The organism is Zhihengliuella sp. ISTPL4, from assembly GCF_002848265.1.
In the GTDB taxonomy this organism is placed as follows: domain Bacteria; phylum Actinomycetota; class Actinomycetes; order Actinomycetales; family Microbacteriaceae; genus Microbacterium.
Genome location: NZ_CP025422.1, coordinates 2,933,396 through 2,957,901 on the forward strand (window position 1 = coordinate 2,933,396; position 24,506 = coordinate 2,957,901).

Genomic DNA, 24,506 nt, shown 5'->3' on the forward strand with positions numbered 1-24,506 from the left:
GCGAACAGGCGGAGGAGGGGCAGACTGGGATCGTGCGAACCATCCGCGATCTCGACACCGTTGAACTCATCCTCGACGCCCAGAGCCTGCTCGACTCCATCCGGGGTCCGCAGCGCGTGGTGGACGCCGGGACCCTGCGCGCCCTGCAGCAGTCGGGCAACTACGTCGTCGGCTTCTTCGACGGCGAGGGCGACGAGGAGCGCATGGTCGGCGCGTCGATCGCCTTCTTCGGCGAACCGGCCCGCCGCGCCATGCACTCGCACATCACCGCGCTGCTGCCCGAGTACCGGGGGCGCGGATGGGGCCGTGAGCTCAAGGAACACCAGCGGCAGTGGGCCTTCTCCCGCGACGTCGGCCGCATCACGTGGACCTTCGACCCGCTGGTCGCCCGCAACGCGCACTTCTTCCTGACCGTGCTCGGGGCGCGCGCCACGGGCTACTCGATCAACCGCTACGGCATCTTCGGTGGCGGCGATGCGGGCGACGAGAGCGACCGCCTCGACGTCGAGTGGGCGCTCGCGGACATCGCCAAGCCCCCGGCGGAGGACGCCGTCGTGGAGACGCTGGAGATCCCGGACGACATCGAAGGCATGCGGGAGTCCGACCCGGCGGCCGCGCACGAGTGGCGGCTGCGGCTGCGCGCACAGATGGAGGGTCTGCTCGGCAGCGGTCTCACGATCGCGGGCTTCGAGACCGGTCGGGGTTACCTCTTCACGGCGTGAGCGCCCGCACGGTCACCGTACCCCGCGCATGAGCCGCAGCACCGGCTTCACGCTCAACAGCAGCCCGATGCCGACGACGATCGCGATGCCGCCGAGGATCGAGAAGAACGGCACCTCGTTCTCCGGGTCGTAGAACCGCACCAGCTCTCCGGAGATCGCGGTCCCGAGCGCGATCGAGAGGAAGAACAGGGCGACCATCTGGGTCCGGAAGACGGACGGCGCCAGCTTGGTCGCCGCTGACAGACCCACCGGCGAGATCAGCAGCTCCGCGACGGTGAACACGAAGAGGATGCCGACGATCGCGAGCAGCGGCGTGGAGTTCGCCCCGCCGCCGGCGAAGGGCAGGAAGAGCAGGAACGCGGATCCCATGATGATCGCCGCCAGGGCGAACTTCACCGGCGTGGAAGGCTGACGCGTCCCGAGGCGGGTCCAGATCGCCGCGAAGACGCCGGAGAGGATGATGATGAAGACCGGGTTGATGGACTGCACCCAGGACACCGGCATCTCCCAGCCGAAGAGGCTGCGATCCAGGCGCTGGTCGGAGTAGATCGTCAGGACGGTGAACTGCTGCTGGTAGAGCGACCAGAAAGCGACGCTGGTGATGAAGAGCGGGACGAAGCCCCAGACACGGGATCGCTCGGTGCTGTCGATCCGGCGGCTGCTGAGGATCACCGAGAAGTAGACGACCGTGGCGACCACCGTGACCCCGATCACCAGCGCCGCCAGGTTGTCGGCGCGGATGACGCCGGTGAGCACCAGCACGGCGATGAGCACGATCGCGGCACCCGCGAGGAGACCGACCAGAGCGTAGCGGGCCCGAGGAAGCGGATTCGGCACCTCGCGTGCCGTGGCGGGGAGGGCCTTGCGGCCGAACGCGTACTGGATGAGGCCCAGCGTCATGCCGAGCGCCGCGAGCCCGAAGCCCCAGTGGAAGCCGAGTGTCGACTGCAGCAGGCCGGTGAGCAGCGGGCCGAGGAACGCGCCCAGGTTGATGCCCAGGTAGAAGAGCGAGAAGCCGGCGTCGCGTCGGGGATCGTCGGCGCGGTAGAGGCTGCCCACCACCGAGGTGGCGTTCGCCTTGAGGCCGCCCGACCCGAGCGCCACGAGGACGAGGCCGACGCCGACGCCCACCGCACCGGGGAGGAGGGCGAGCGCGAGGTGCCCCGCGACGATCACCATGGCGCTGACGAAGAGGACCCGTTCCGCGCCGAACAGGCGGTCGGCGATCCAGGCACCGAGGATGGTGGACAGATAGACCGAGCCGCCGTACGCGCCGACGATCCCGCCCGCCACCGCCTCCGGGATGCCGAGCCCGCCCTGGGTCACCGAGAAGTACAGATAGATGAGCAGGATGCCCTGCATGCCGTAGAAGCTGAAGCGCTCCCACATCTCCACGCCGAAGATGTGCACGAGCGACCACGGCTGTCCGAAGAAGCGGGTGTCCTCGTCGCGGGAGGCGGGCGGCTGCGCGGTGGTGCTCATGCGTGGGACGGTACTCTCCAGCGGTCCTCCCGGCCAGGGGGCGCGCTGCGACCACCGATAGAATGGGGGTGCCCGTGCTCACGGGCGTCCTCCGCATCCGACCATTGGAGCCACCGTGGCCGAACAGTCCCGCCTCGACAAGGTCATCGCCCTCGCCCGCCACCGCGGTTTCGTGTTCCAGGCGGGTGAGATCTACGGCGGTTCCCGGTCGGCCTGGGACTACGGACCCCTCGGCACCGAGCTGAAGGAGAACATTCGGCGGCAGTGGTGGCAGACGTTCGTGCGCGGCCGCGGCGACATGGTCGGCCTCGACTCCAGCATCATCCTGCCCAAGCGCGTGTGGGAGGCCTCGGGTCACGTCGCGACTTTCACCGACCCGCTCGTCGAGTGCCTGCAGTGCCACAAGCGCTTCCGCGCCGACAACCTCATCGAGGACTTCGAGGCGCGCAAGGGGCGCAAGGCCGAGAACGGTCTCGCCGACATCCCCTGCCCGAACTGCGGCACCAAGGGCCAGTACACCGAGCCCAAGTCGTTCTCGGGGCTCGTCAAGACGTATCTCGGGGTCGTGGACGACGATTCGGGTCTGCACTACCTGCGCCCGGAGACCGCGCAGGGCATCTTCGTGAACTTCTCGAACGTGCTCACCGCGAGCCGCAAGAAGCCGCCGTTCGGCATCGGCCAGGTCGGCAAGGCGTTCCGCAACGAGATCACCCCCGGCAACTTCATCTTCCGCACCCGTGAGTTCGAGCAGATGGAGATCGAGTTCTTCACGCCGCCCGCCGAGGCGCCGCAGTGGTTCGACCACTGGGTCGAGGCCTGCTGGAACTGGTTCATCGATCTCGGCATCGACCCGGAGAACATGCGGCAGTTCGACGTGCCGGAGGAGGACCGCGCGCACTACTCGGCCGGCACCATCGACGTCGAGTACCGCTTCGGCTTCGCGGGCAAGGAGTGGGGCGAGCTCATGGGCGTCGCCAATCGCACCGACTACGACCTCTCCAGCCACAGCGAGGCCTCCGGCCAGAGCCTGACCTACTTCGACCAGGCCACGGGCGAGCGCTACACGCCGTATGTGATCGAGCCGTCGTTCGGCCTCACCCGCGCCATGATGGCCTTCCTCGTCGACGCGTACGTCGAGGAGCAGGTGCCCAACGCCAAGGGCGGCACCGACACGCGCACCGTGCTCAAGCTCGACCCGCGCCTGGCTCCGGTCAAAGCCGCCGTGCTCCCGCTGTCGCGCAACGAGAATCTTTCGCCGCTCGCCCGCGAGGTCGCCGACACGCTGCGCGGCTCGTGGGCCGTGGACTTCGACGACGCCGGCGCGATCGGCCGTCGCTACCGCCGTCAGGACGAGATCGGCACGCCGTTCTGCGTCACGGTCGACTTCGACTCGCTCGACGACCGCGCCGTGACCGTACGCGACCGGGACACGATGGCCCAGGAGCGCGTCCCGATCGACGAGCTGCACGCCTACCTGGCGGAGCGCCTCCGCGGCGCCTGACGTGGCGGCGCCGGGGGGAGCCGACGCACGGGGGGAGTCCTCGCCCGTGCGTCCGGTCGCGGCCATCGTGCTCGGCGCGCTCGCCGTGTCGTGGATGATCCTCACGGTGCTCGACCTGCGCGACAACGACGGCGCCGGGCCGATCATCGCGATGTTCGGCATCCCGGCGCTCGCGGCGGCGGTCATCATCCAGATCGTGATGACGCGGCTGGGGGACGGGAAACGCGTGCCGAAGGCCGTGTTCTGGTGGGTGCTCGCTGTGCTCCCGCTGGGGACCCTGGCGGGCTTCGTCGTCGCGATCCTCCGCGACCCGGACTACTTCGTCGCCGACGAAGGCCCCTGGATGCTCCTCTGGGTGCCGGTCTTCATCGTCGTGGGGCTGCTGCTCGGCGCCCTCGTCTGGTTCTTCTTCGTGTTCCCGCTCGTATCGCTCGTGGCGGTGATCCGCCTGATCGCGCGCGGGGAGGCGCAGCCCGGCGCCCTCATCATGCCGATCGTGCTGCTGAGCCTCGGCGTGCTGAGCATCGTGGGCGGACTCTCGATCGACACGGACAGCAGCGGCCGCGCGTCGTGGGGATCGATCATCGCCGCGTTCCTCGGCCTCCCCGGGAACTACGAGGTGATCTGGGAGCCCGGCCTCTGGATCGTCCGCGGCATCGTCCTCGCGATCGTCCTCCTCTTCGCCGTCCCCGCCGCCCACTCCCGCCTCCGCCGTTCTTCTTCCCCTTCTTGACGCCGAGACCCCGGGTTTCCGTCGAGACCCCGGGGCGCGTGCGGGGGTACGTCGGGGTCTCGCCGGGAGAGCGGGGTCTGGTGCGCGCGGAGTGGCCCTGCTATGGTCACAGCTCGTGGGTACTCTGATTCGCTAGAGCGGGACGCCGCGTCGAGAGCTCTTCTCCGCGGCGGGTCCTGAGCGAACGCCCGATCCCGGGTGCGGTCGAGGTTCCCGTTCCCCGCGTCATCGACGCAGATCCCGGCGGTGCGCCTGCGCCGCTGGAGAGGACCCCTCATGTTCCCTGTACTCTCGACCCCTTCCGACTCTTCGGTCCGCACTCATCGCGAGTGCACGCTGCAGGCCGCGTCCGTCCGGTTCGCCGACCATCTCGTTCTGGACCGCGTCGACCTCGTCGTCGGCCCCACCGACCGCCTCGCCGTCATCGGCGACAACGGCGCCGGGAAGTCGACGCTCCTCGATCTGCTCGCCGGAACCCTCGTGCCCACGTCCGGGGAGGTGCGGATCGATCTTCCCGGCGGGGTCGCGCATGCCCGGCAGAATCCGATTCTCGCGGAGGGAGCGACGGTGGCCGACGCCATCGACGAGCTACTCGGCGACCTCCGCGCGCTGGAGCACGACCTCGGCCGTGCGTACGACCTTCTCGCCGTCGCGGGTCCTGCCGAGCCCGCGCAGCAGATGGCCGCAGTGGCCCGGCTGCAGGACCGCTTCGAGTCCCGCGGCGGATACGACGTCGACCGTCGCATCGACACCGCCCTCGAACAGCTCGGGCTGGGCGGGGTGGACCGCGCGCGACCGGTGGCCGCGCTGTCGGGAGGAGAGCGGGCGCGGCTCGCCCTCGCGGTCGCCCTCTCCGCCGGAGCCGAGCTGCTGCTCCTCGACGAGCCCACGAACGACCTCGACGACCGGGCGCTGACCTGGCTCGAGGACCTTCTCGCGGCGCACCGGGGCGCGCTGGTGGTCGTGACGCACGACCGTGACTTCCTGGACCGTTTCGCCACGGACGTCGTGCAGGTGGAAGGCGGCGGGCTCCGACGCTACGGCGACGGCTACCCCGGGTTCCTGCGGGCGCGCGCGGCCGAGAGACGTGCGGCGACCGCGCGCCACGAGGAGTGGAAGACCGAGGTCGCCCGCGCCGAGTCCCTGCTCGCCGCCAACGCGTTCCGGCTGCACGCGATCCCGCGGAAGCTCGAGCTCGACGGCTTCGGTCATGGCGCCTTCCGGGCGCGGAGTCGCGACCACGGTGCCGTCGGACGCATCCGCATGGCCAAGGAGAGGCTGGCGCGGCTCCGGGACAACCCGTGCCCGCCGCCGCCGGAGCCGCTGCGGTTCGTGGTCGCGGCACAGGATCCGGGGTCTCTTGACTGCTCCGAAGAGCCGCTCCTGACGCTCGATGCCGTCTCCTTCCGTGAACCGGGACGACGGCTCGACATGTCGCAGTGGACGATCGAGGCCGGTTCGCGGTGGCTCGTGACCGGGCCGAACGGCGCCGGGAAGACGACGCTCCTCGGCCTCCTCGTCGGCGAGCTCCTCCCCGCGTCCGGGACGGTCGTCCGTGGGGACGGGCTGCGGATCGCGTACCTTCGTCAGGAGGTCGACACAGGCCTGCGGGGCGCGGCCGTCGACGTCTTCGCGGCCCGGACCGGCACGCCGCCGGTGGAGGCGCGAGACGCTCTCCTGGCCCATGGACTCTTCCGCGGGCCGGAGGTGGACCGCGACGTACGGGCCATCTCGGCCGGGCAGCATCGTCGTCTGGATCTCGCGGTGGCGCTGACGTCGCGATTCGACCTCCTGCTGCTCGACGAGCCGACCAACCACCTCGATCCCGAGCTCGTGGAGCAGCTCGAGGACGCCCTCGTCGCGCACCCCGCCGCCGTCGTCACGGTGACGCACGACCGGCGGTGGAGACGTCACGCCGCGTACGCACGGCGCGTGCAGGTCGAGGAGGGCGTGGCCACCACCTGAGACCCCGCCTTCCCGCCGAGACCCCGGGCTCCGCACGTCCGCACGCCGGGGTTTCGGCGGGGACCCGGGGTCTCGGGGAAGGGCGGAGTTACGACGTGACCGTCAGCTGCATCCCCGCGCCGCCACCGGACTCGACCCAGGCGAGCGAACGCTCCAGGATCCCGCGCAGCACGTCGAGATCGACCTGGTCGAGGTCTTTGAGGTAGAGGCAGCCCACACCGGTCGTGTGCGGCCCGAGGGCAGCGAGAGCATCCGCGTGGGCGTCCACGCCATCGAGGAGGTAGATCGTGGTCGCGGACTTCCGCGGTGCGAAGCTCAGGATGCCGCTGTCGCCCTCCGTCCCGGTGGGGTAGCGGTAGTGGCAGGAACCGAATCCGATGATCGAACCCCACGTCTGCGGCTCGCGTCCGGTGATGTCCTGCAGGAGGGCGGTCAGCGTCTCGGCATCCCGACGGCGCACGGCCGGAGACGAGCGGGCGATCAGCCCCGCGACGTCGTCCCCGGTCGGCTGCACTACTTCGCCGCCTTCGCGGCGGCCTTCATCGCCTTCTTGTACTCGCGCACCTTCGTCAGCGACTCGGGCGAGACGATGTCGGCGACGCTGCGGTAGGAACCGTCCTCGCCGTAGGGCGCGGAGGCCTCCCGCCAGCCCTCGCCGGTGAAGCCATACTGCTTGCCGAGGAGCGCGAGGAAGATCTTCGCCTTCTGCTCGCCGAAGCCGGGAAGCGCCTTGAGCCTCTCGAGCACTTCGGCTCCGCTCGGCTGGGCCCCTGAGCCTGTCGAAGGGCGCGTCCACAGGGCGGCGGCATCGCCGTCCCACTCGTCGACGATCGCCTGGCACAGCGTCTGCACGCGCGTCGCCATGGAGCCGGGGAATCGATGAACGGCGGGCGTCTGCCGGAAGGCCTCCAGGAACTCCTCCGGTGCCATCCCCGCGATCGCCGCCGCGTCGGCGGCGCCCGTCCGCTGCTCGATCTTGAGCGGACCGGTGAACGCGGTCTCCATGGGGATCTGCTGATCCAGCAGCATGCCGACCAGCAACGCCAGCGGGTTCTCGGTCAGCAGGGCGTCGGCGGCGGTGTCTCCGGTGATGTGAAGGGCCATGCCCCCAGTCTCCCACCCCGCGGGATCAGGCGGTGGCGGCGTCCTCGACGGCGTCCGCGGCGGGGGTGATCCCGTACAGCGTCGACAGTGCGGCGGCGAACTCGTCCGCGCGCCCGGCGGCCGCGAGCTCATGAGCCCGCACGGTGGGTGTGTGCAGCAGCACGCCGGAGAGGTGCCGGAGCGCCTGTTCGACCTTGCCGTCCTCATCGCCACGGGCGCGCGCCCGGTCGATCTCGCGCTCCAGCAACTCGAAGATGTGCGACCGGAAGGCGACGACCGCGGGGGTCACGCTCTGGCGGGCGCCGACGACATGGAAGGTCTCCGCGGCTTCGCGGACGACGCTCCGTGCGGCGTCCGTCGCCTGCAGCTCCTCCAGCGGGGCGTGCAGGCGGATGGTCTCCAGGTCGAGCAACGCGACGCCCTCCAGCGCGGCCACGGCCGGGTCGACGTTCCGCGGCATGCCGAGGTCGACCACCAGCCGGCTCGGGACACCGGACGCACCGCTGGTCGCGGTGACAGGGCATCCCGCGGCGGCGAGGCCGACCGGGAGCTGCAGGTGCTCCGGTCCGAGCACGGGTTCGGTCGCGGATGTGCAGGTGATCAGCAGCGACGAGTGCGCCGCGGTGCGCGCGTACTCCTCGGCCGGAACCGGACGGATGTCGTGCTTGGCCGCGAAGATCTCCGCGCGGCCCGAGGGTGAGTAGACGGAGATGTCGACGGCGCCGCGCTCACGAAGGGTCGCGAGGGTGACGGCGGCGTAGGCGCCGGTGCCCACCAGGAGCACGCGCTCGGCGGACCAGTCGGCGATGCGGCTGTCGGCGAGCTCCAGTGCGAGACGCACGAGCGAGCGACCGGCGCGACCGAGGGCCGTGACGTTCTTGACCTTGCGCTGCGCCTGGCTCGCGCGCTGGAACAGACGCTCGAGTTCGGGGGAGGTGGTGCCGTCCTTGCGAGCGGACTTCAGCGCCCGTCGGACCTGGCCCGCGATCTCGCCCTCACCGGAGACGACGGACTCGAGGCCCGAGGCGACGGAGAAGAGGTGCTCGGCGACGCGGCGCCCAGAATGCACGGTGTAGGCACCGTCGAGGTCGGCGGCCGGTATTCCGGTTGCGGACTCGACAGCCTCGATCACGGCTTCGACGCCGATGGCGCCGGCCGCGGTCACGGGCTCGTCCATCTCCACGTACGCCTCGAAGCGGTTGCACGTCGCCAGGACCACGGCACCCTGCACGCACGGCGCCATGCCCACGATGGTGGGAGCGACGTCGTCGGGGGTGCGGCTCAGGCGTTCGAGCAGTTCGAAGGAGGCGGTCTTGTGACTCGCCGTCACACACAGCAGCACCCTTCGATTGTACCCGAGCGTGTGGAGCCGGGACTCGGCGGCTCCCTAGGCGCCGGATGGGAGGATGGGGGCATGGCACTCTCCGACGCCCCGCTGCTGCGCGCCCTCACCGGCGACCGCCCCGCCACCGCCCCGGTCTGGTTCATGCGCCAGGCGGGCCGGTCCCTGCCCGAGTACCGGGAGCTGCGGGTCGGCACACGTATGCTCGACGCCTGCCTCACCCCCGACCTCGCCGCCGAGATCACCCTGCAGCCGGTGCGGCGACACGGCGTCGACGCGGCGGTGTTCTTCAGCGACATCGTGATCCCGCTGCGTCTCGCCGGCGTGGACGTGGAGATCGAGCCCGGCCGCGGCCCGGTCTTCGCGAACCCCGTGCGGACGCTGGCCGATGTCGACCGCATCACGGCGATCGATGCGGAGAGCCTGGACGGCAGCGCCATCGCGGAGGCGGTCGGCATCGTCGCCGCCGAGCTGGGCGACACCCCGGTCATCGGCTTCGCGGGAGCCCCCTTCACGCTCGCGGCGTATCTCGTCGAGGGCGGACCGTCCAAGGAGCACCTGCGGGCGCGCGGCATGATGCACGCGGAACCCGAGGCCTGGCACCGTCTCGCCGGCTGGCTGGCGCAGATCTCTCGCCGTTTCCTGGAGACGCAGCGCGATGCGGGTGCCTCCGTCGTGCAGCTCTTCGACAGCTGGGCGGGCTCCCTCAGCCCCGCCGACTACCGCACCTTCGTGGCCCCGCACTCACGGACCGCTCTGGACGGCATCGGCGTGCCGACGATCCACTTCGGCGTCGGCACCGGCCCCTTCCTCGGCGACATGCGACTGGACGGCATCGCGGACGGCGTGGGGGTCGACTGGCGGCTGCCGCTGGACGAGGCCGCCGCGATCCTCGGCCCGGACGTCTCGGTCCAGGGCAATATCGACCCCGCTTTCCTCGGAGCGCCGTGGCCGGTGCTCGAGGCTCACGTCCGCGACGTGCTCGAGCGGGGCCGCGCGGCCCGCGGCCACATCCTCAACCTCGGCCACGGCGTGCCCCCCGAGACCGACCCCGACCAGCTCACGCGCATCGTCGAGCTGGTGCACGCGGGCTGACCCCCGTTCGAATCGCCTGCTTTGCGGCATCTGCGGCCCGGATGCAGCCATTTCAGGCGATTCGAAGCGCCCGCGCCAGCCGCAGGTCCGACAAGCCGAACCGCCCGGCGGGCAGTGCCGCGCGGATGCTGTCGTCGTCGAACGGTCGCGAGGGGCGGATGTCCTCCGGCGGCTCCGGTGCCCACGGGGCCGGCTCGCTGACACCCTCGGCGAGCATCCGCGCCTGCGCCTTCGCGACCAGGGGGATCACCATGGTCCACTCGGTGAGCTGCGCGAGAACCCGCACGACCCAGGTCGGCACGGGGAGGAACGCGGGCCGGCGTCCGGCGACGCGGGCGATCCGGCGGATGGCCTCTCCGAGCGTCACCTCGTCCGCGCCCATCACCGCGACCGTCGGCTCCGGGATCCGCCCCTCGAGCGCGGCCACCAGCACGTCCGCGGCATCCTCGACCGGGACCGGGCGGGCGGTGCGTTCGCGGTAGCCGACCGTCCAGAAGAAGGGGAGCGTGCGGACGGCACGGGTCACATGGTCGACCATGTGATCGCCGGGGCCGTAGATCATCCCGGACTTCAGGATCGTGTGCGGCAGCCCGGAGCCGCGGACGATCTCCTCGGCCTCCCACTTCGACTCGTGGTAGCCGGAGCCGCAGTCGGGACGGGCGCGGAGGAAGCTCACCATCACGAGGCGTCGGACCCCGGCGCGGCGGGCGGCTTCGACGACGGCGGCCGTGCCCTCGACGTGCACGCGGCGGAAGGTCTGGTCGCCGATCTCCCGGTTGATCCCGGCGCAGTGAGCCACGGCGTCGCATCCGGTGAAGGCCGCGGTCAGCGCATCGACGTCCGTGATGTCCGTGCCGGAGCGGCGGGAGATCACCACGGGCTCCTCCAGGCGATCGGCGAGGGCGCGGCCGACGAATCCACTGCCTCCGGTGATGGCGACCTTCATGGTGTTCTCCTTCGCTAATTAGCTATCTGGCGAAACTGTATCTAGCGAAGGTGCTATATTGCAAGCATGGCCGACAGCGCATCCGACATCTTCGCGGCGCTCGCCCATCCCACCCGGCGGCAGATCCTGCAGGACCTCAAGGAGGGGGAGCTCGCAGCCGGGGAGATCGCGTCGCGGTTCTCCGCGAGCGGGCCGACCATCTCGCGCCACCTGAGCGTGCTGCGGCAGGCGGGCCTCGTCTCCGAACGTCGCGACGCCAACCGGATCTTCTACTCGCTCGTCGGCGAACGTCTCGCCCTCTCCGTCGGCGACTTCCTCTCCACGGTCTGCCCCGAGCAGATCGTCCTCCGCGAGGTCCGCAAGCGCGGGCGGGTCTGACCGCCGTTCGACTCGCGCACCTGGCGGCATCCGCGGCGATTATCCGGCCGATCGGGCGATTCGAAGCGCAGAGGCGGTGAAAGGATGGAGGCATGAGCCCCGAGCGCCCCGCCCCCGCTGAACCGGCCGACCTGGCCGCCCGTGCCGCACAGAAGCACGTCGTGGTCGTCGGCGGCGGCGTCGGCGGACTCGTGGCGGCCCGCGAGTGCGCGAAGGTCGGTATGCGGGTGACGCTGCTCGAAGCGTCCGAGGCCCTGGGCGGCGTCATCCGGAAGGTCGCGCTGGACGGCGTCGTCATCGACGCCGGGGCGGAGAGCTACGCGACGAAGGGTGGTCATGTGCGGGCGCTCGTGGACGAGCTCGGTCTCACCGATCGCGTCGTGACGCCGCAGGCGGGCGGCGCCTGGCTCGCCGGGCTCCCCGGCGGCGGCGCGGCCCCGCTTCCCGCCGGCGGCATCCTCGGTATCCCGGGCAACCCCTTCCAGGACGATGTCCGCCGCATCATCGGGTGGTCCGGCGCCTGGCGGGCTTACCTCGATCGCGTCCGCCCACCGCTCACGATCGGGCACCAGCTGAGCCTCGGTCGTCTCGTCGCCTCCCGCATGGGGGAGAAGGTGCGCGACCGCCTCGTCGCCCCCGTCACCACGGGCGTCTACTCCGCGTCCCCGGACGATGTGGACATCGATGTCGCCGCCCCCGGTCTCAACGCAGCACTGACGCGCGTCGGCTCGCTGTCCGGCGCCGTGCTGGCCCTTCGCGGTGAGAGCGCGTCGCGCGGAGCGAAGACGCCGGGCGCGGCCGTCGAAGGGCTCGTCGGCGGCATGAGCGTGCTCGTCGACGCCCTCGCGACCGACCTCGACGAACTCGGCGCGACCGTGCGCACCGGTGTCAGGGTCCGCCGCCTCGCGGTCGACGGCAGCGCCTGGCGCATCGTCGTCGAGGAGCCCGTGGGCCAGGAGCTGCTCTCCTCGCAGGACGCCGTCGAGGGAGAGATGCAGGAGACGGAGCTCGACGTCGATGCGGTGATCGTCGCGACGTCCGAGCACACGGCGCGGGCGCTGCTCGCCGGCCCCGCCCCCGCCCTCGCCACCGCCGATCCCGCGCCGGCCCCGGAGATCGAGATCGTCAGCCTCCTGCTCGACGCCCCCGCGTTGCGCACGCCGCCCCGGGGTACCGGCGTGCTCACGGTGCCGCACAGTCACACGGCGAAGGCGCTCACGCACTCCACCGCGAAGTGGTCGTGGGTGCGTGAGGCCGCAGGCGACCGCGAGGTGGTCCGCGTCTCCTTCGGCGCGCAGGGCGAGCCGGCGGCCACGGCGGCGCTGGTCGACGAGGCAGCCATCGATCTCGCCCGCCGGGAGGCCTCGGCTCTCCTCGGCGTTCCGCTGACGGCCGATCAGGTCGTGGCCGGCCATCGCGGACGTTTCGTGCAGGCGCAGCCCGCGTCCATCATCGGCTCGGGTGAGCGGCGAGCGGCTGCTCGTCAGGCGGTGCAGGCGGTCCCCGGGCTGGCCGCGGTCGGTGCGTGGCTCGCCGGGACGGGGCTCGCCCAGGTCGTCCCGGATGCCGTGGAGGAAGCGGACCGTCTGCGTCGCGCGCTCCTCTGGGACTGAGCACCGGCAGAGCGCGCGAGTGCACTCGGGGGCTCCGTGTCAACCCTCTGATCGATTGATGCCGAAATCGGCATACGGCGTTACGCTGAGTACCTGATCGCGGTGGAGACGCGGGCGATCGGCGTCCTCCGGGACGGACCACAGCCGGAACAACGTGAGGAGACCCCATGAAGGGGAAGATCGGACTCGTCGTCGGACTCGGCGTCGGCTATGTGCTCGGCACCCGCGCAGGACGCGAGCGCTACGAGCAGATCAAGACGCAGTGGCTGAAGGTCTGGAACACGGACCCGGTGCAGGAGCGCGTCGACAAGGTCAAGGGGTTCGTCGGCGACAAGGCTGCCGCCGTCCCCGGTGCCGTCTGGACCGGTGCCGTGAAGATCGTCAAGTCGGTCAAGGGCGACGGCACGCCGGGGCAGAAGCTCGACGCCGTCATCGCCTCCGGCAAGGACGCCGCGGAAGAGATCTCGGACGCCGCAGAGGACGCAGTCGACGAGGTCAAGGAGCGTGCATCCGAGGCTCAGAAGCCTGCAGCGTCGAAGCCGGCTGCGAGCAAGCCCACACCGCGGAAGTCCGACGACTGACATGCCCCGCGGATATCGGGATCGCGCCGACGACAGTCTGCTGACGCTGCTCGGCGACCTGCCGGAGCTCGTCACCAATCTCGTCAAGGCCGAGATCGACGCGGCCAAGGCGTGGGTGTCGCGCACGGCGAAGGACGCGGGGGTCGGCTCCGTCTGGTTCCTCGTCGCGCTGTTCTTCCTGTTCTGGGCCGTGCCCGTGATCCTCGTGTTCGCGATCGCGGGGCTGTCGTCGTGGTGGCCGGTATGGCTGTCCGCGCTGGCGGTGTTCGGCATCCTCATCGTCGCCGTGCTGCTGTTCGCGCTGCTCGGCATCCTGAAGTTCCGCAAGGTGCTCCGGCGCCAGAACCCGGCCCAGGCCGTGGCCGAGGACATCCGAATCGTGAAGGAGGCCGGCGATGAGCACCCCTGAGTCGCTGCCGCGCACCGCGGTCCCCGCGGGCATCGTCGACCCCGTCACCTCGGCGCGGGCGGAGCTGAAGGCGGCCCTCGCCGCCATCGAGGTGAAGGGGAACATCCCCCGGCGCGTGGAGAAGGCATCGGCGCGAGCGGCCGTCAAGGCGCGCGCGTTCGCCGACCGGAATCCCGCCGCCGCGATCGCCGCGACGGTCGGTATCGCCGCCGCTGTCGGCGGAGCGGTGTGGGCGATCGCTCGCGCGATCGCCCGCTGACAATCCCTGCGCCGCCCTCGCGTGGAGGCAGTATTCCCCTGATTAGCGGCTCCTCCGTAAAGGGGGCAGACTGGGATCATGTCCGACCTGCGTGAAGAGAACCCGTCCGGTTACACCCTCTGGGCCGTCTGGCGACGCAACCCCGACGCTCCCGTCACCGAGAACGACGCGACCGAACTCGAGTCGATCGTCTCGCACATCGAAGATTCGGGCGTGACCGTCCGGGGCTTCTACGACGTCTCCGGACTGAAGGCCGACGCCGACCTCATGGTGTGGCTGCACGGCGCCACCGCGGAGGAGCTGCAGAAGGCCCTCCGTCGTCTGCGCCGCACCGAGATGCTGCGCACTCTCCTCCCGGTGTGGAACGCCATGGGCGTCCACCGCGATGCGGAGTTCAACCGCGCCCACGTCCCGGGTTTCCTCCGCGGCATCGAGCCGAAGGACTGGCTCGTCCTCTACCCGTTCGTCCGCACGCCGGAATGGTATCTCGCGCCGGAGGGGGAGCGCCGCACGATGCTCGCCGACCACGGCCGCAAGGGTGCCGCGTTCACGGGCGTCATCGCGAACACGGTCGCGGCCTTCGCGCTGGGCGACTACGAGTGGCTGCTGCCGATGGAGGCCGACGAGCTGACGGACCTCGTCGACATGATGCGCGACCTCCGCTACACGGACGCCCGCATGTTCGTGAAGGAGGAGGTGCCCTTCTACACCGGGCGCCGCCTGCGCTTCGACGAGATCGCGGACGTCCTGCAGTAAGCGCCATGAGCACCCCCATCCGTCTCGGCACCCGTCGCAGCGCGCTCGCGCAGGCGCAGTCCGGTCATGTCGCCGCCGCCCTGGAGAAGGTCACCGGTCGTCGCGTCGAACTCGTCCCGATCACCAGCGAGGGCGATACCAACCGCGCCTCCCTGTCCGAGATCGGCGGCCTCGGCATCTTCGCCACCCGTCTCCGTGAGGCCCTCCTCGCCGGCGAGTGCGACTTCCTCGTGCACTCCCTCAAGGACCTCCCGACCGCGGTTCCGGAGTCGCTCGTCATCGCCGCGACGCCCCGGCGGGAAGACGCCCGCGACGTCGTGCTCACCCGCCACGGCATTCCCCTGCACGAGCTCCCGGCGGGGAGCGCCGTGGGTACCGGGTCGCCGCGACGCATCGCCCAGGTCCACCGCCGTGCGCCTCGCGCCCACGTCGTGGACATCCGCGGCAACGTCGACTCCCGCCTCGCGCGCGTCGCGTCCGGCGAGTTGGACGCCGTGATCCTCGCTGCCGCCGGGCTCTCGCGCCTCGGCACGGATTCGCCCCTGCATCGCGAGGAGCTCGGCCTCGCGGAATGGCCGACCGCGCCCGGCCAGGGGTCGCTGGCCGTCGAGACGCGGGCGGACGCGCCGGAGGAGCTGCGCACGGCCCTGTCGGCGCTGGACCACAGGGAGACACGGCTCGCCATCACGGTCGAGCGAGCCATCCTGGAGGGACTGGACGCCGGTTGTCAAGCCCCCATGGCTGCGCACGCCGTCGTCCAGGGCGCCGAGATCCGCGTCAGGACGGTCGTCTACGCCCCGGACGGTGGTCGGCGGATCGGTCTGGACGTCACGGAAGCCCTGAACGGGGAGTATATTCATCGGAACGGCAGTGGCAATGGTGCGGATGCTGCCGATGGTGCAGACCCGATGCACGCAGCGCGTGAGCTCGGGCTCGCTGTTGCCCGTCGGCTGCTCGATCAAGGGGCGGCCGACCTCGTCCCTCAAGAGCAATCCGAATTGTCATGACCACTTCTGAAAGCAAGCAGGACCGACCGCTGGACGGCTGGCGCATCCTCGTGCCGCGTGGCGGCCCCTGGGGCGACAGCGTCGCCGCGAGCCTCCGGGCCCTCGGCGCCGTCCCCGTCGTCGCCCCGCTCATCAACTTCGCCCCGACGACGGATCAGGCCACGCTTGACCGGGCGCTGGAGCAGCTCGCGGCCGGTGAGTTCGACTGGCTGACCGTCACGAGCGCGACCACGGTTGACGTGCTGTTCGCCCACCGTGCCGTCGTGCCGAAGACGACGAAGATCGCCGCTGTGGGCGAGACGACGGCCGCGGCGCTGCAGGCCGTGGGCTACGAGGTCGCCCTGGTCCCCGAGCAGGACAACTCGGCGCAGGGCATGGCGCAGCAGCTCATCGCCCTGGAGCACGAGCCGCGCCGCATCCTGGCGCTGCGCAGCGAGATCGCCAAGCCCGTCCTCAGCATCCTCCTGTCCGAGGCGGGGCACGACGTGCACGGCGTCGTCGCCTATCGCACGGTCGGAGTTCCGGTGACGGAGCGCATCCGCCGCGATGTCGAGAACGGCCGGATCAACGCGATCCTCATCACCAGCGGTTCGGTGGCCGAGCAGGTGCGGGAGCAATTCCCCGAGATCCCGGACGAGACGCTCCTCGCAGCGATCGGCCCGCGCACGGCCAAGGACGCCGAGCGCGCCGGTCTCCCCGTCTCGGTCGTCGCCGACCGGCAGACCATCGATGCGCTGATCGAGGCCGTGTCGCAGTTCACCCTTCCGCACGCCGCAGACGAGTTCGCGCCGTGAGCTTCCCTGACATCCGCCTTCGCCGACTGCGCCAGTCGCGCGCCGTCCGCGACCTCGTGCGCGAGACCTCTCTCGAGCCGCGTCAGCTCGTGCTCCCGCTCTTCGTCCGCGAGGGCCTCAGCGAGCCGGTCGCCATCGGTTCCATGCCCGGCGTCGCCCAGCACTCGATCGATTCCCTACGCGCCGCAGCCGTGGAGGCCGCGGAGGCCGGGGTCGGCGGCGTCATGCTGTTCGGTGTCCCCGCGGTGCGCGATGCTCGAGGTTCCGGCGCGGACGATCCGCAGGGCATCCTGAACGTGGCCACGGAAGCGCTGGCGGCCGAGGTCGGCGACGCGCTCGTCGTACAGACCGACCTCTGCCTCGACGAGTTCACCGATCACGGGCACTGCGGCGTCCTCGCTGCCGACGGCTCGGTGGACAACGACGCGACGCTGGAGCGGTACGCCTCGATGGCGCTGGCCCAGGCGCGTGCCGGATCGCAGCTGCTCGGGCTGTCCGGGATGATGGACGGCCAGGTCGCCGTGATCCGTCAGGCGCTCGACGCCGAAGGCTTCACGAACACCCTGATCCTGGCGTATGCCGCGAAGTACGCGAGTGCGTTCTACGGCCCGTTCCGCGAAGCCGTGGACTCGCAGCTCCAAGGCGACCGCCGCACGTATCAGCTCGACCCCGGCAACCGCCGCGAGGGCGTGCGGGAGGCGTTGGTGGACGAGGACGAGGGCGCCGACATCGTCATGGTGAAGCCGGCGATGGCCTTCCTCGATGTGCTCCGCGAGGTGCGCGACGCCGTGACCGTCCCGGTCTGGGCGTACCAGGTGTCGGGCGAGTACGCGATGATCGAAGCGGCCGCCGCGAACGGCTGGATCGATCGGCGCGCCGCGGTCCTCGAGTCGCTGCTGTCGATCCGTCGTGCGGGCGCCGACGCGGTGCTGACGTACTGGGCCACCGAAGCGGCCCGCTGGCTGCGCGGCTGAGCCTCCCTCCTGTCCGCCGACGGCCTTCGAAGGGCAGGCGGCGGGTTAGCCTGGAAGGGATGCCGGGAGAGCTCCGTGCATCACGGAGGAGCCTCGATGACCGACCGCAATGACGACCTTTTCTCTGCCGCCCGTGCGGTGATCCCCGGCGGGGTGAACTCTCCGGTGCGCGCCTACGGGTCGGTCGGCGGGACGCCGCGGTTCCTCGCCTCGGCGCGGGGAGCGACCGTGACCGATGCCGCGGGCAACGAGTACGTCGACCTCGTCGCGTCGTGGGGCCCCGCGCTGCTCGGCCACGCACAGCCCGAGGTCGTCGCCGCGGTGCAGGAAGCCGCCACCCGCGGGCTCTCGTTCGGCGCTCCCACCGAGGGGGAGGTCGAGCTCGCCGCGCTCATCGCCGACCGCGTCCGGTTCGGCGAGATCCGTCCCGTCGAGCGTGTCCGTCTGGTCTCGACGGGCACCGAGGCCACCATGACCGCGATCCGTCTCGCCCGCGGCGCGACCGGCCGCGATCTGCTCGTGAAGTTCGCCGGTCACTATCACGGCCACTCCGACGGCCTGCTCGCCGAGGCCGGCTCCGGGGTCGCCACGCTCGCGCTGCCCGGGTCGGCGGGCGTGCCCGCGCCGATCGCCGCGCAGACGCTCGTGATCCGCTACAACGACCCGGAGGCGCTCGCCGCGGTCTTCGCCGAGCACGGCCCGCGGATCGCGGCCGTCATCGTCGAGGCCTCGGCGGCGAACATGGGCGTCGTCCCTCCGCTGCCGGGCTTCAACCGCCTCATCGCGGAGACCGCCCACGCCCACGGCGCCCTCATGATCCTCGACGAGGTCCTCACCGGCTTCCGGGTGCACCCCGCGGGCTTCTGGGGACTCCAGGCGGAGGCGGGCGAGGATTACCTACCCGACATCCTCACCTTCGGCAAAGTCGTCGGCGGCGGTATGCCGCTCGCGGCGCTCGGCGGTCGGGCCGAGGTCATGGACCTCCTGGCGCCGCTCGGCCCGGTCTACCAGGCGGGCACGCTCTCCGGGAACCCGCTGTCGGTGGCCGCGGGCCTGGCCACGCTGCGACTCGCGACGCCCGAGGTCTACGCGACCGTCGACGCCGCGGCCGCTCGGGTGTCGTCGGCGCTGGACCGCGCGCTCGGCGAGGCTGGCGTCACCCACGCTCTGGCGTCCGCCGGGAACCTCTTCAGCGCGTCGTTCCGGGCCTCCGCTCCGCGGGACTACGCCGAGGCGCAGGCGCAGGAGTCGTTCCGGTACGCGGCCTTCTTCCACGCGATGCGCGAACACGGCGTCGCCCTGCCGCCGAGCGTCTTCGAGGCCTGGTTCCTCACCGCCGCGCACGGCGAGGACGAGCTCCAGCGCATCGAGGCCGCCCTGCCGCAGGCCGCCCAGGCTGCCGCCACTGCTCGTCCCTGACTCGCGCCCCACAGGCTCCCGCGCCAGCACAGGCGTGCCGGCACGGGGTTGGGCATCGCGGCATCAGGCGCCCGCGCGAGGGCAGGCTCTCTGGTGCTGCAGAGCCTGAGTTGGCGTGAATGCATGCTTTGACGTGGGCGCCTGACGTCGCGTGGGCGCCTGACGTCGCGTGAGTGCCTGACGTCGCGTGAGTGCCTGACGTCGCGTGAGTGCCTGAGGTCGCGTGACAAGGGGATCGTTGCGTTCCTGTGAGCAACTTCCAGCCAACCGGGAGGGCGACGCTGGCAGACTGGGGACATGGTGACGTTGTTGCTGGACCAGACGCAACTCGAGGTCGTGCTCTCGCCCATCGAACGTGCCGCCACCTTCCACCGCGAGAACGTCCGCATCGTGCGGGATACGATCACCAAGGTCCAGCTCACGGATGATGCCTGGACCTGGCTCCGCGGCGTGCCCAATCCCGGTACCCACATCCCGGGAGTTCTCGCCGCCGGGAGCTGGAAGGCCGCGGGCAGCCTGGACTTCGTGCTGATCCGCCGTCGTCGCCCGAGCGTGGTCGTCGACCTCGAGGGTGACCCGCAGTACAACCGCCTGATCCTCACCACGCGGCACGGCCTCGCGCTGACGCAGGCTCTGCGCCTGCCGGTGTCCGAAGAACCGACCACGGTGGAAGAGATCGTCGCCACCGCGCCCACGCCCGTCTCGAAGGGCAGCCGGCGCCCCGTCATCCGACCGCGCCCGGCCTGACGCTGCAGACGCAGAACGCCCTCCCGGAGTGGGAGGGCGTTCGGCGTCTGCAGCGTTCAGCTCAGCCGTGCTGCTCGTCGTCGTGCTGGTCCCCGGCGGCCGTGTGCTCCTCCGCCGGAACGTCCTCTGCGGGGGCATCCGAGGGACCATCGGCGTGCGCCTCCTCGTCCTGCGGGGCGGATTCCGTCGCCGTCGCACCGGCGTCGGCGCTCTCCGCGACCCCGCCGTCTCCCTCCGAGGAGGAGAGCGGATAGTCGCGAGGCTCGTCCTCGTAGTAGGCGCGCGCGGCGGCGGCCAGCATCGAGCTCACGGCTGCGGATCGTGGGTCCTCGTCTGCGGCGGCGTCGTCCGTCTTCCCCTCGGGCTCGGAGGCCGGCTCCGTCTCGGACGTCTCGTCGGGGTGGGCGGACCCGTCACCCGAAGCGGGGGAGGCGCCGAGGTCGGAGAAGAACTCCACGCCCGCGGGCTGCTCGGCACCGGACATCGGGTCCTGAGTGTCGGTCTCGGCCTCGCCGGCGCCGTCGGCGTCCTCCGCAGGCGCGTCATCGACCGTGGGAGCCGGCCCGGCGCTCTCCGCCTCCACCTCGACCGACGTGTCGGCCTCCGTGGGCTGCACGGACGACCCGTTTGCAGGAGAGGCGGCGTCGTCGGATACACCGGCGGACGCCGCGAACAGGGCGGCGAAGGAGCGCCGGGGGGACTCGACGGCCGCCGGGGCGGGTGCGCCGAAGACGATGTCGTCGAACGACCGCGCGGCGTCGGGATCCGTGGCGTCGCCATCGGCGGCGACGTCCGTGGCCTCTGCCGCATCGGCAGACGTCGGCGTGCCGGTCTCCTCGACCACGGGCATGACGCGAGTGGCGTCATCGTCCGCGGTGTCCTCGACCACGGGCATCACCCGGGTGGCATCGTCATCCGCGTCATCGTCCGCGGAGGTCTCCGGGGCGGGGACGTCGCCCGCGGTCTCGGCGTTCAGGTCGTCGGCGAGAGCCGCGGCTCCACCGGCCGCGAGAGCCGAGGCGGCAGCGCCGGCGGCGGCCTCGCCCGTCGTCGTCTCCGTCGCGGTGTCGCTCTCGGCGGAAGCGTCGGCGGACTGCTCGACCGCGGGCGCGGTGTCGAAGCGGCCGCCGCGCATCAGGTCGATGAACACGTCCTCCAGCGTCGGACCGCGCTGCACGAGCGTGCTCAGGGCGATGCCGGCCTCGGCCGCGACCGCGCCCACCCGGCTCGCGTCGGTGCCGCGGACGGTCAGGCCGGAGCGGAGCACCTCGATGTCGAACCCGGCGGCGACGAGGGCGGTGGTGAGCCCGGGGCGGTCGACGGAGTCGACCACGACGGAGCCGCCGGCCGGGTCGGCCAGGGTCTCGATCCCGCTCGACAGCACGAGGCGTCCCTTGGACAGCACGAGCACGTGGTCGGCCACCTGCTCGATCTCGCTGAGGACGTGCGACGAGACGAGCACCGTGCGGCCCTCATCGGCGAGGCGACGCATGAGCAGGCGCATCCAGCGGATGCCCTCCGGGTCGAGACCGTTCGCCGGCTCGTCGAACACCAGCGCTCCGGGGTCGCCGAGCAGCGCGTGGGCGACGCTGAGCCGCTGACGCATGCCGAGCGAGAAGCCACCGATGCGGGTATCCGCCTCGCTCTCCAGGCCGACGAGCGAGATCACCTCGTCGACGCGGGCCAGGCGGATGCCGTTGGCCTTCGCGGCGATGGTGAGCTGGCGGCTCGCGGTGCGGCGCGGTCGGTAGGCCGTCTCCTCCAGCACTGCGCCGATCGTCCGCAGCGGCTGACGCAGCTCTGCGTACGCGACGCCGCCGATCGTGGCGGTGCCGGACGTGGCGCGCACCTGACCGAGCAGGATGCGCAGGGTCGTCGTCTTGCCCGCGCCGTTCGGGCCGAGGAAAGCAGTGACCGCGCCGGGCTCGACCCGTGCGGAGAAGTCCGAGACGGCCGTCACCTCGTTGAAGCGCTTCGTCACGTTCGTGAACTCGAGCACCTGTCCTTCGGGCATCCGGGACCTCTCGTTGCGATGAACAGTTCCTCCTATCCTGCCGGAAAACCGCCTCTAAACCCGCATTTCGTGCGGAATCCGGCCGCACGCGACGGGGTAGCCTGGCACCCGTGACCGATACCCCCGCCGCGCCCCGTGTCCTCATCCGCACCGAAGGAGCGCTCGGGCGGCTCACGCTCAACCGCCCCGAGGCGATCAATGCGCTCGACGAGGACATGATCGCCGACATCACGAGGGCGCTCGTCGCCTGGCGCGACGACTCCGACGTGCAGATCGTCCTCATCGACGGCGAGGGGGAACGCGGCATGTGCGCCGGAGGCGACGTCCGCCGCTTGCATGCCCAGATCACGTCCGGTCATCCGGAGCGGTCCGCGGAGTTCTTCCGCGCGGAGTACGCCATGAACGCCATGATCGGCGAGTACCCGAAGCCCGTCGTCGCGCTCGCCGATGGCATCACCATGGGTGGTGGCATCGGCCTCGCGGGGCATGCCGCGATCCGCGTGGTCACGGAACGCTCGAAGCTCGCGATGCCGGAGACGCGGATCGGCTTCACGCCCGACGTCGGCGGCACGTGGCTTCTGGGCCGGGCGCCGGGGCGGCTCGGCGAGTACCTCGGTCTCACCGGCACGACGATGAACGGTGCGGACGCCGTGTACGCGGGCTTCGCCGACCATTTCGTCCCCTCCGACCGCCTCGATGCGCTGCGGGACGCTCTGGCCTACCGGGCCGATCCGACCAGCCCGAGTGAGATCGTCCTGCTCTTCGACGAAACCCCCGAGCCGTCCACTCTTCCTGCCGCGCGGGCCTGGATCGACGAGGCGTTCGCCGCCCCGACGGTGCCCGAGATCCTGGAACGGCTCCGAGCGCTCGGCACCGACGAGACGGCTGCCGTGGCCGACCTCCTCGACGGGCTGGCCCCGACCGGCCTCGTCGTGACGCTCGACGCGGTGCGGGAGGCTCGCGAGATGACCGACCTGCGCCGCGCGCTCGAGGGGGAGTACCGCCGGGTGCTGTGGTTCGTGAACGAGCACCCCGATCTCGTGGAGGGCATCCGCGCGCAGCTCGTCGACAAGGACCGCAACCCGAAGTGGCAGCCGGCCTCGCTCACCGAGCTCGACCCGGACGCCGGGGCAGCCGCCCGCGCCTACGTCCCGCAGCCTCCGCTGTTCTGACCCGCTGCTCAGCTCTCGCCGGGGAGGGCGGCGGGCCGTTCGAAGTTCACGTGCCTTGACCGCCAGATCGTGCGGAGGGCGTCCGTCACGTCAGCGGCATCGATTCCGGCGTCTTCTGCGGAGTCGACGAGTTCGCGGATCCGACGGATGACCGCTGCGGGCAGAACGGCGGCCGAGTCGGCGACCCGGGTGCCTGCGGCCGTGCGTGAGACGACCAGCCCGTCGGCCTCCAGCATCTTGTAGGCGCGGGCCGCTGTCCCCGGGGCGACCCCGAGGTCGCTGGCCGTCTGGCGGACCGAGGGGAGGCGCTCACCGGCGCCGAGCTGTCCGGAGACGATGAGACCGCGGAGCTGTCGGTAGATGTCGCGCGCCGGGAGCGCGTCGTCTGCGCCGGCCAGCGGAGAGCGTGGCGTCATCGGACGCCCTCCGCCGGCAGCGGCTCTGCGGGGGACGGGCCGGCAGATCCGCGGGAGATGGCCGGCCGCATCGCCAGCGCCGACAGCACCAGCAGCACGACAGCAGTGACCTCCAGCGCGGGCGCCACCACGCCGGCCGCGCGAGCGATGTCGGCATAACGCCAGACGACCTCGAACGTGCCTTCGCCTTCGATCGTCAGGGGGCCGATCCGCCCTGCGTTCCCGATGAACCGCCAGGCGGCCGCCACCGTGAGCAGGACGCCGCCCGTCGCGACCTGCGCGATCCCTGCGGCGATGCGGCGGCGCTCGTGGTGTTCGGCCGGAACCGTCTCGGGGCGCAGGAACGGACGGGTGGCGTTCGCCGACAGCGCCCATACCGCGGATGCGACGAGCAGCCCGCAGGAGAGCAGCACGGGGAGGCCGTAGGCCCAGCCGAAGAACCAGAGCCGCACCGGGTCGACGTCCGTGTTCGGCGCGGGGATCGCCAGGAACACGAAAGGGCCGCCGTCGACGTTCGACGAGGCGCTGCCGGACGCGATCGTCGTGAGGACGAGCACGAGCAGGGCGGATCCTGCGGCCGGGAGAGCGCCGCGGGCGCTGAACGAGAGCCAGGTCCGGCGGGTTCCCGTGACCACCGGCAGCGTCGCATGGCGGGCGCGCCGCGCCGCGATCGCCAGGGCCAGCGCAGCCAGGGCGAGGGTGGTGGCGAGGACGGGGGTGGCATAGCGCCACCAGGACACGTGATCGTCCAGCCGCAGCACGTGCCGCGCGAGCACCTCCACGGTCACCCCCGCTCCCAGGACGACCACAGCCCCGACGGCGAGGAGGCGACGTTCGGGGCCGTAGCGCGCGACGACAGCACCGGCTTCGTCGCGCGACAGCCGGGTCGCGGCAGCCCGACCCCCTCGCCACCAGGGAGTGAGCGCGAGCAGCGCGGCGACCACGATGCCGAGCGCCAGTGAGACGGCGGGCGACGAGAACACGGCACCGGCGATATCGGGCGGGGTGGCGTTCGGCATGGGGGCTCCGTTCGTTTGTGTCACCTGTCTATCACAACTTGTGTCATCTCAGTGATAC

General features: G+C 71.4%; 25 protein-coding genes. 17 read left to right on the plus strand and 8 right to left on the minus strand.

What is annotated here, in order from left to right; translation table 11 throughout:
- The first annotated feature begins 32 nt into the window (after positions 1–32).
- Positions 33–722, plus strand: a complete 690-nt coding sequence (locus CYL12_RS13960; protein ID WP_101848119.1) for a GNAT family N-acetyltransferase — start codon at positions 33–35, stop codon at positions 720–722.
- Between the two features lie 12 nt (positions 723–734).
- On the opposite strand, the gene CYL12_RS13965 is transcribed toward CYL12_RS13960, so the two are convergent.
- Positions 735–2,204 carry a peptide MFS transporter gene (locus tag CYL12_RS13965; protein WP_101848120.1) on the minus strand — a complete coding sequence of 490 codons (1,470 nt, stop codon included), beginning with the start codon at positions 2,202–2,204 and terminating at the stop codon, positions 735–737.
- 115 nt (positions 2,205–2,319) lie between these two features.
- On the opposite strand from CYL12_RS13965, the gene CYL12_RS13970 reads away from it, so the two are divergent.
- The 3 genes from CYL12_RS13970 to CYL12_RS13980 all read left to right on the plus strand — a co-directional run bounded on the left by CYL12_RS13970 (position 2,320) and on the right by CYL12_RS13980 (position 6,403).
- Entirely contained in the window at positions 2,320–3,705 is a 1,386-nt protein-coding gene (locus CYL12_RS13970) for a glycine--tRNA ligase (protein WP_101848121.1), read from the plus strand.
- 1 nt (position 3,706) lies between these two features.
- Positions 3,707–4,438 (plus strand): hypothetical protein, encoded by a 732-nt coding sequence (locus CYL12_RS13975; RefSeq protein ID WP_158297198.1) that lies wholly within the window; start codon positions 3,707–3,709, stop codon positions 4,436–4,438.
- A gap of 276 nt (positions 4,439–4,714) precedes the next feature.
- The gene (locus CYL12_RS13980; protein ID WP_101848123.1) at positions 4,715–6,403 is read left to right on the plus strand and encodes an ABC-F family ATP-binding cassette domain-containing protein; all 1,689 of its coding nucleotides are present in this window, start codon (positions 4,715–4,717) and stop codon (positions 6,401–6,403) included.
- An 88-nt stretch (positions 6,404–6,491) separates the two neighbouring features.
- On the opposite strand, the gene CYL12_RS13985 is transcribed toward CYL12_RS13980, so the two are convergent.
- From CYL12_RS13985 to CYL12_RS13995, 3 genes are read right to left on the minus strand one after another with little or no spacing between them, the layout of a single operon-like run.
- On the minus strand, positions 6,492–6,917 hold the full coding sequence (locus CYL12_RS13985; RefSeq protein WP_101848124.1) for a DUF1801 domain-containing protein: 426 nt from the start codon (positions 6,915–6,917) through the stop codon (positions 6,492–6,494).
- Complete coding sequence (locus CYL12_RS13990; RefSeq protein ID WP_101848125.1) at positions 6,917–7,507, minus strand: HhH-GPD-type base excision DNA repair protein; 591 nt, start codon at positions 7,505–7,507, stop codon at positions 6,917–6,919. Before CYL12_RS13990 ends, CYL12_RS13985 begins: the two co-directional genes overlap by 1 nt.
- A gap of 25 nt (positions 7,508–7,532) precedes the next feature.
- Positions 7,533–8,849 (minus strand): glutamyl-tRNA reductase, encoded by a 1,317-nt coding sequence (locus CYL12_RS13995; RefSeq protein WP_101848126.1) that lies wholly within the window; start codon positions 8,847–8,849, stop codon positions 7,533–7,535.
- Between the two features lie 72 nt (positions 8,850–8,921).
- On the opposite strand from CYL12_RS13995, the gene hemE reads away from it, so the two are divergent.
- Positions 8,922–9,944, plus strand: a complete 1,023-nt coding sequence (gene hemE, locus CYL12_RS14000; RefSeq protein ID WP_101848127.1) for a uroporphyrinogen decarboxylase — start codon at positions 8,922–8,924, stop codon at positions 9,942–9,944.
- Between the two features lie 52 nt (positions 9,945–9,996).
- Here hemE and CYL12_RS14005 read toward each other — a convergent pair whose 3' ends face one another.
- Positions 9,997–10,890, minus strand: coding sequence for an NAD(P)H-binding protein (locus CYL12_RS14005; RefSeq protein WP_101848128.1), 894 nt, complete (start codon positions 10,888–10,890; stop codon positions 9,997–9,999).
- A 66-nt stretch (positions 10,891–10,956) separates the two neighbouring features.
- On the opposite strand from CYL12_RS14005, the gene CYL12_RS14010 reads away from it, so the two are divergent.
- The 11 genes from CYL12_RS14010 to CYL12_RS14060 all read left to right on the plus strand — a co-directional run bounded on the left by CYL12_RS14010 (position 10,957) and on the right by CYL12_RS14060 (position 19,827).
- Positions 10,957–11,268 (plus strand): metalloregulator ArsR/SmtB family transcription factor, encoded by a 312-nt coding sequence (locus CYL12_RS14010; RefSeq protein WP_101848129.1) that lies wholly within the window; start codon positions 10,957–10,959, stop codon positions 11,266–11,268.
- Positions 11,269–11,360: 92 nt separating this feature from the next.
- On the plus strand, positions 11,361–12,881 hold the full coding sequence (locus tag CYL12_RS14015) for a protoporphyrinogen/coproporphyrinogen oxidase (RefSeq protein ID WP_101848130.1): 1,521 nt from the start codon (positions 11,361–11,363) through the stop codon (positions 12,879–12,881).
- A gap of 167 nt (positions 12,882–13,048) precedes the next feature.
- Positions 13,049–13,462, plus strand: coding sequence for a hypothetical protein (locus CYL12_RS14020; RefSeq protein ID WP_101848131.1), 414 nt, complete (start codon positions 13,049–13,051; stop codon positions 13,460–13,462).
- 1 nt (position 13,463) lies between these two features.
- A complete protein-coding gene (locus tag CYL12_RS14025) occupies positions 13,464–13,871 on the plus strand; it encodes a phage holin family protein (protein ID WP_071329218.1) in 408 nt (135 codons plus the stop codon).
- On the plus strand, positions 13,858–14,130 hold the full coding sequence (locus tag CYL12_RS14030; RefSeq protein ID WP_101848132.1) for a hypothetical protein: 273 nt from the start codon (positions 13,858–13,860) through the stop codon (positions 14,128–14,130). The genes CYL12_RS14025 and CYL12_RS14030 overlap by 14 nt, the downstream gene beginning before the upstream one ends.
- A 78-nt stretch (positions 14,131–14,208) precedes the next feature.
- Complete coding sequence (hemQ, locus tag CYL12_RS14035) at positions 14,209–14,886, plus strand: hydrogen peroxide-dependent heme synthase (RefSeq protein WP_199399135.1); 678 nt, start codon at positions 14,209–14,211, stop codon at positions 14,884–14,886.
- 5 nt (positions 14,887–14,891) lie between these two features.
- A complete protein-coding gene (hemC, locus tag CYL12_RS14040; RefSeq protein ID WP_101848134.1) occupies positions 14,892–15,893 on the plus strand; it encodes a hydroxymethylbilane synthase in 1,002 nt (333 codons plus the stop codon).
- Complete coding sequence (locus tag CYL12_RS14045) at positions 15,890–16,687, plus strand: uroporphyrinogen-III synthase (RefSeq protein ID WP_025104869.1); 798 nt, start codon at positions 15,890–15,892, stop codon at positions 16,685–16,687. The genes hemC and CYL12_RS14045 overlap by 4 nt, the downstream gene beginning before the upstream one ends.
- Positions 16,684–17,661 (plus strand): porphobilinogen synthase, encoded by a 978-nt coding sequence (gene hemB, locus CYL12_RS14050; RefSeq protein WP_101848135.1) that lies wholly within the window; start codon positions 16,684–16,686, stop codon positions 17,659–17,661. Before CYL12_RS14045 ends, hemB begins: the two co-directional genes overlap by 4 nt.
- Positions 17,662–17,757: 96 nt before the next feature.
- Positions 17,758–19,080: a glutamate-1-semialdehyde 2,1-aminomutase gene (locus tag CYL12_RS14055; RefSeq protein ID WP_101848136.1), complete on the plus strand. Its 1,323-nt coding sequence runs from the start codon at positions 17,758–17,760 to the stop codon at positions 19,078–19,080.
- 297 nt (positions 19,081–19,377) lie between these two features.
- Positions 19,378–19,827, plus strand: coding sequence for a hypothetical protein (locus tag CYL12_RS14060; RefSeq protein ID WP_025104866.1), 450 nt, complete (start codon positions 19,378–19,380; stop codon positions 19,825–19,827).
- A gap of 61 nt (positions 19,828–19,888) precedes the next feature.
- Here CYL12_RS14060 and CYL12_RS17465 read toward each other — a convergent pair whose 3' ends face one another.
- Positions 19,889–21,841: an ATP-binding cassette domain-containing protein gene (locus tag CYL12_RS17465; RefSeq protein WP_233486757.1), complete on the minus strand. Its 1,953-nt coding sequence runs from the start codon at positions 21,839–21,841 to the stop codon at positions 19,889–19,891.
- 110 nt (positions 21,842–21,951) lie between these two features.
- Here CYL12_RS17465 and CYL12_RS14070 point away from each other — a divergent pair, with 110 nt between their 5' ends.
- Complete coding sequence (locus CYL12_RS14070; RefSeq protein WP_101848137.1) at positions 21,952–23,013, plus strand: enoyl-CoA hydratase/isomerase family protein; 1,062 nt, start codon at positions 21,952–21,954, stop codon at positions 23,011–23,013.
- Positions 23,014–23,021: 8 nt separating this feature from the next.
- On the opposite strand, the gene CYL12_RS14075 is transcribed toward CYL12_RS14070, so the two are convergent.
- Both CYL12_RS14075 and CYL12_RS14080 read right to left on the minus strand, forming a co-directional pair.
- Positions 23,022–23,429: a GntR family transcriptional regulator gene (locus tag CYL12_RS14075; RefSeq protein WP_101848138.1), complete on the minus strand. Its 408-nt coding sequence runs from the start codon at positions 23,427–23,429 to the stop codon at positions 23,022–23,024.
- Entirely contained in the window at positions 23,426–24,448 is a 1,023-nt protein-coding gene (locus tag CYL12_RS14080; protein ID WP_101848139.1) for a hypothetical protein, read from the minus strand. Before CYL12_RS14080 ends, CYL12_RS14075 begins: the two co-directional genes overlap by 4 nt.
- Positions 24,449–24,506: the final 58 nt, after the last annotated feature.

Bases quoted from the DNA above. Each gene is read 5' to 3' on its own strand.
- CYL12_RS14080 (WP_101848139.1), bottom strand. From the start codon at position 24,448: ATGCCGAACGCCACCCCGCCCGATATCGCCGGTGCCGTGTTCTCGTCG.
- CYL12_RS14075 (WP_101848138.1), bottom strand. From the start codon at position 23,429: ATGACGCCACGCTCTCCGCTGGCCGGCGCAGACGACGCGCTCCCGGCG.
- CYL12_RS14025 (WP_071329218.1), top strand. From the start codon at position 13,464: ATGCCCCGCGGATATCGGGATCGCGCCGACGACAGTCTGCTGACGCTG.
- hemQ (WP_199399135.1), top strand. From the start codon at position 14,209: ATGTCCGACCTGCGTGAAGAGAACCCGTCCGGTTACACCCTCTGGGCC.
- CYL12_RS14015 (WP_101848130.1), top strand. From the start codon at position 11,361: ATGAGCCCCGAGCGCCCCGCCCCCGCTGAACCGGCCGACCTGGCCGCC.
- CYL12_RS14005 (WP_101848128.1), bottom strand. From the start codon at position 10,890: ATGAAGGTCGCCATCACCGGAGGCAGTGGATTCGTCGGCCGCGCCCTC.
- CYL12_RS13965 (WP_101848120.1), bottom strand. From the start codon at position 2,204: ATGAGCACCACCGCGCAGCCGCCCGCCTCCCGCGACGAGGACACCCGC.
- CYL12_RS14055 (WP_101848136.1), top strand. From the start codon at position 17,758: ATGACCGACCGCAATGACGACCTTTTCTCTGCCGCCCGTGCGGTGATC.
- CYL12_RS14060 (WP_025104866.1), top strand. From the start codon at position 19,378: ATGGTGACGTTGTTGCTGGACCAGACGCAACTCGAGGTCGTGCTCTCG.
- hemE (WP_101848127.1), top strand. From the start codon at position 8,922: ATGGCACTCTCCGACGCCCCGCTGCTGCGCGCCCTCACCGGCGACCGC.
- CYL12_RS17465 (WP_233486757.1), bottom strand. From the start codon at position 21,841: ATGCCCGAAGGACAGGTGCTCGAGTTCACGAACGTGACGAAGCGCTTC.
- CYL12_RS14045 (WP_025104869.1), top strand. From the start codon at position 15,890: ATGACCACTTCTGAAAGCAAGCAGGACCGACCGCTGGACGGCTGGCGC.
- CYL12_RS14020 (WP_101848131.1), top strand. From the start codon at position 13,049: ATGAAGGGGAAGATCGGACTCGTCGTCGGACTCGGCGTCGGCTATGTG.
- hemC (WP_101848134.1), top strand. From the start codon at position 14,892: ATGAGCACCCCCATCCGTCTCGGCACCCGTCGCAGCGCGCTCGCGCAG.
- CYL12_RS14030 (WP_101848132.1), top strand. From the start codon at position 13,858: ATGAGCACCCCTGAGTCGCTGCCGCGCACCGCGGTCCCCGCGGGCATC.
- CYL12_RS13990 (WP_101848125.1), bottom strand. From the start codon at position 7,507: ATGGCCCTTCACATCACCGGAGACACCGCCGCCGACGCCCTGCTGACC.
- CYL12_RS14010 (WP_101848129.1), top strand. From the start codon at position 10,957: ATGGCCGACAGCGCATCCGACATCTTCGCGGCGCTCGCCCATCCCACC.
- CYL12_RS13980 (WP_101848123.1), top strand. From the start codon at position 4,715: ATGTTCCCTGTACTCTCGACCCCTTCCGACTCTTCGGTCCGCACTCAT.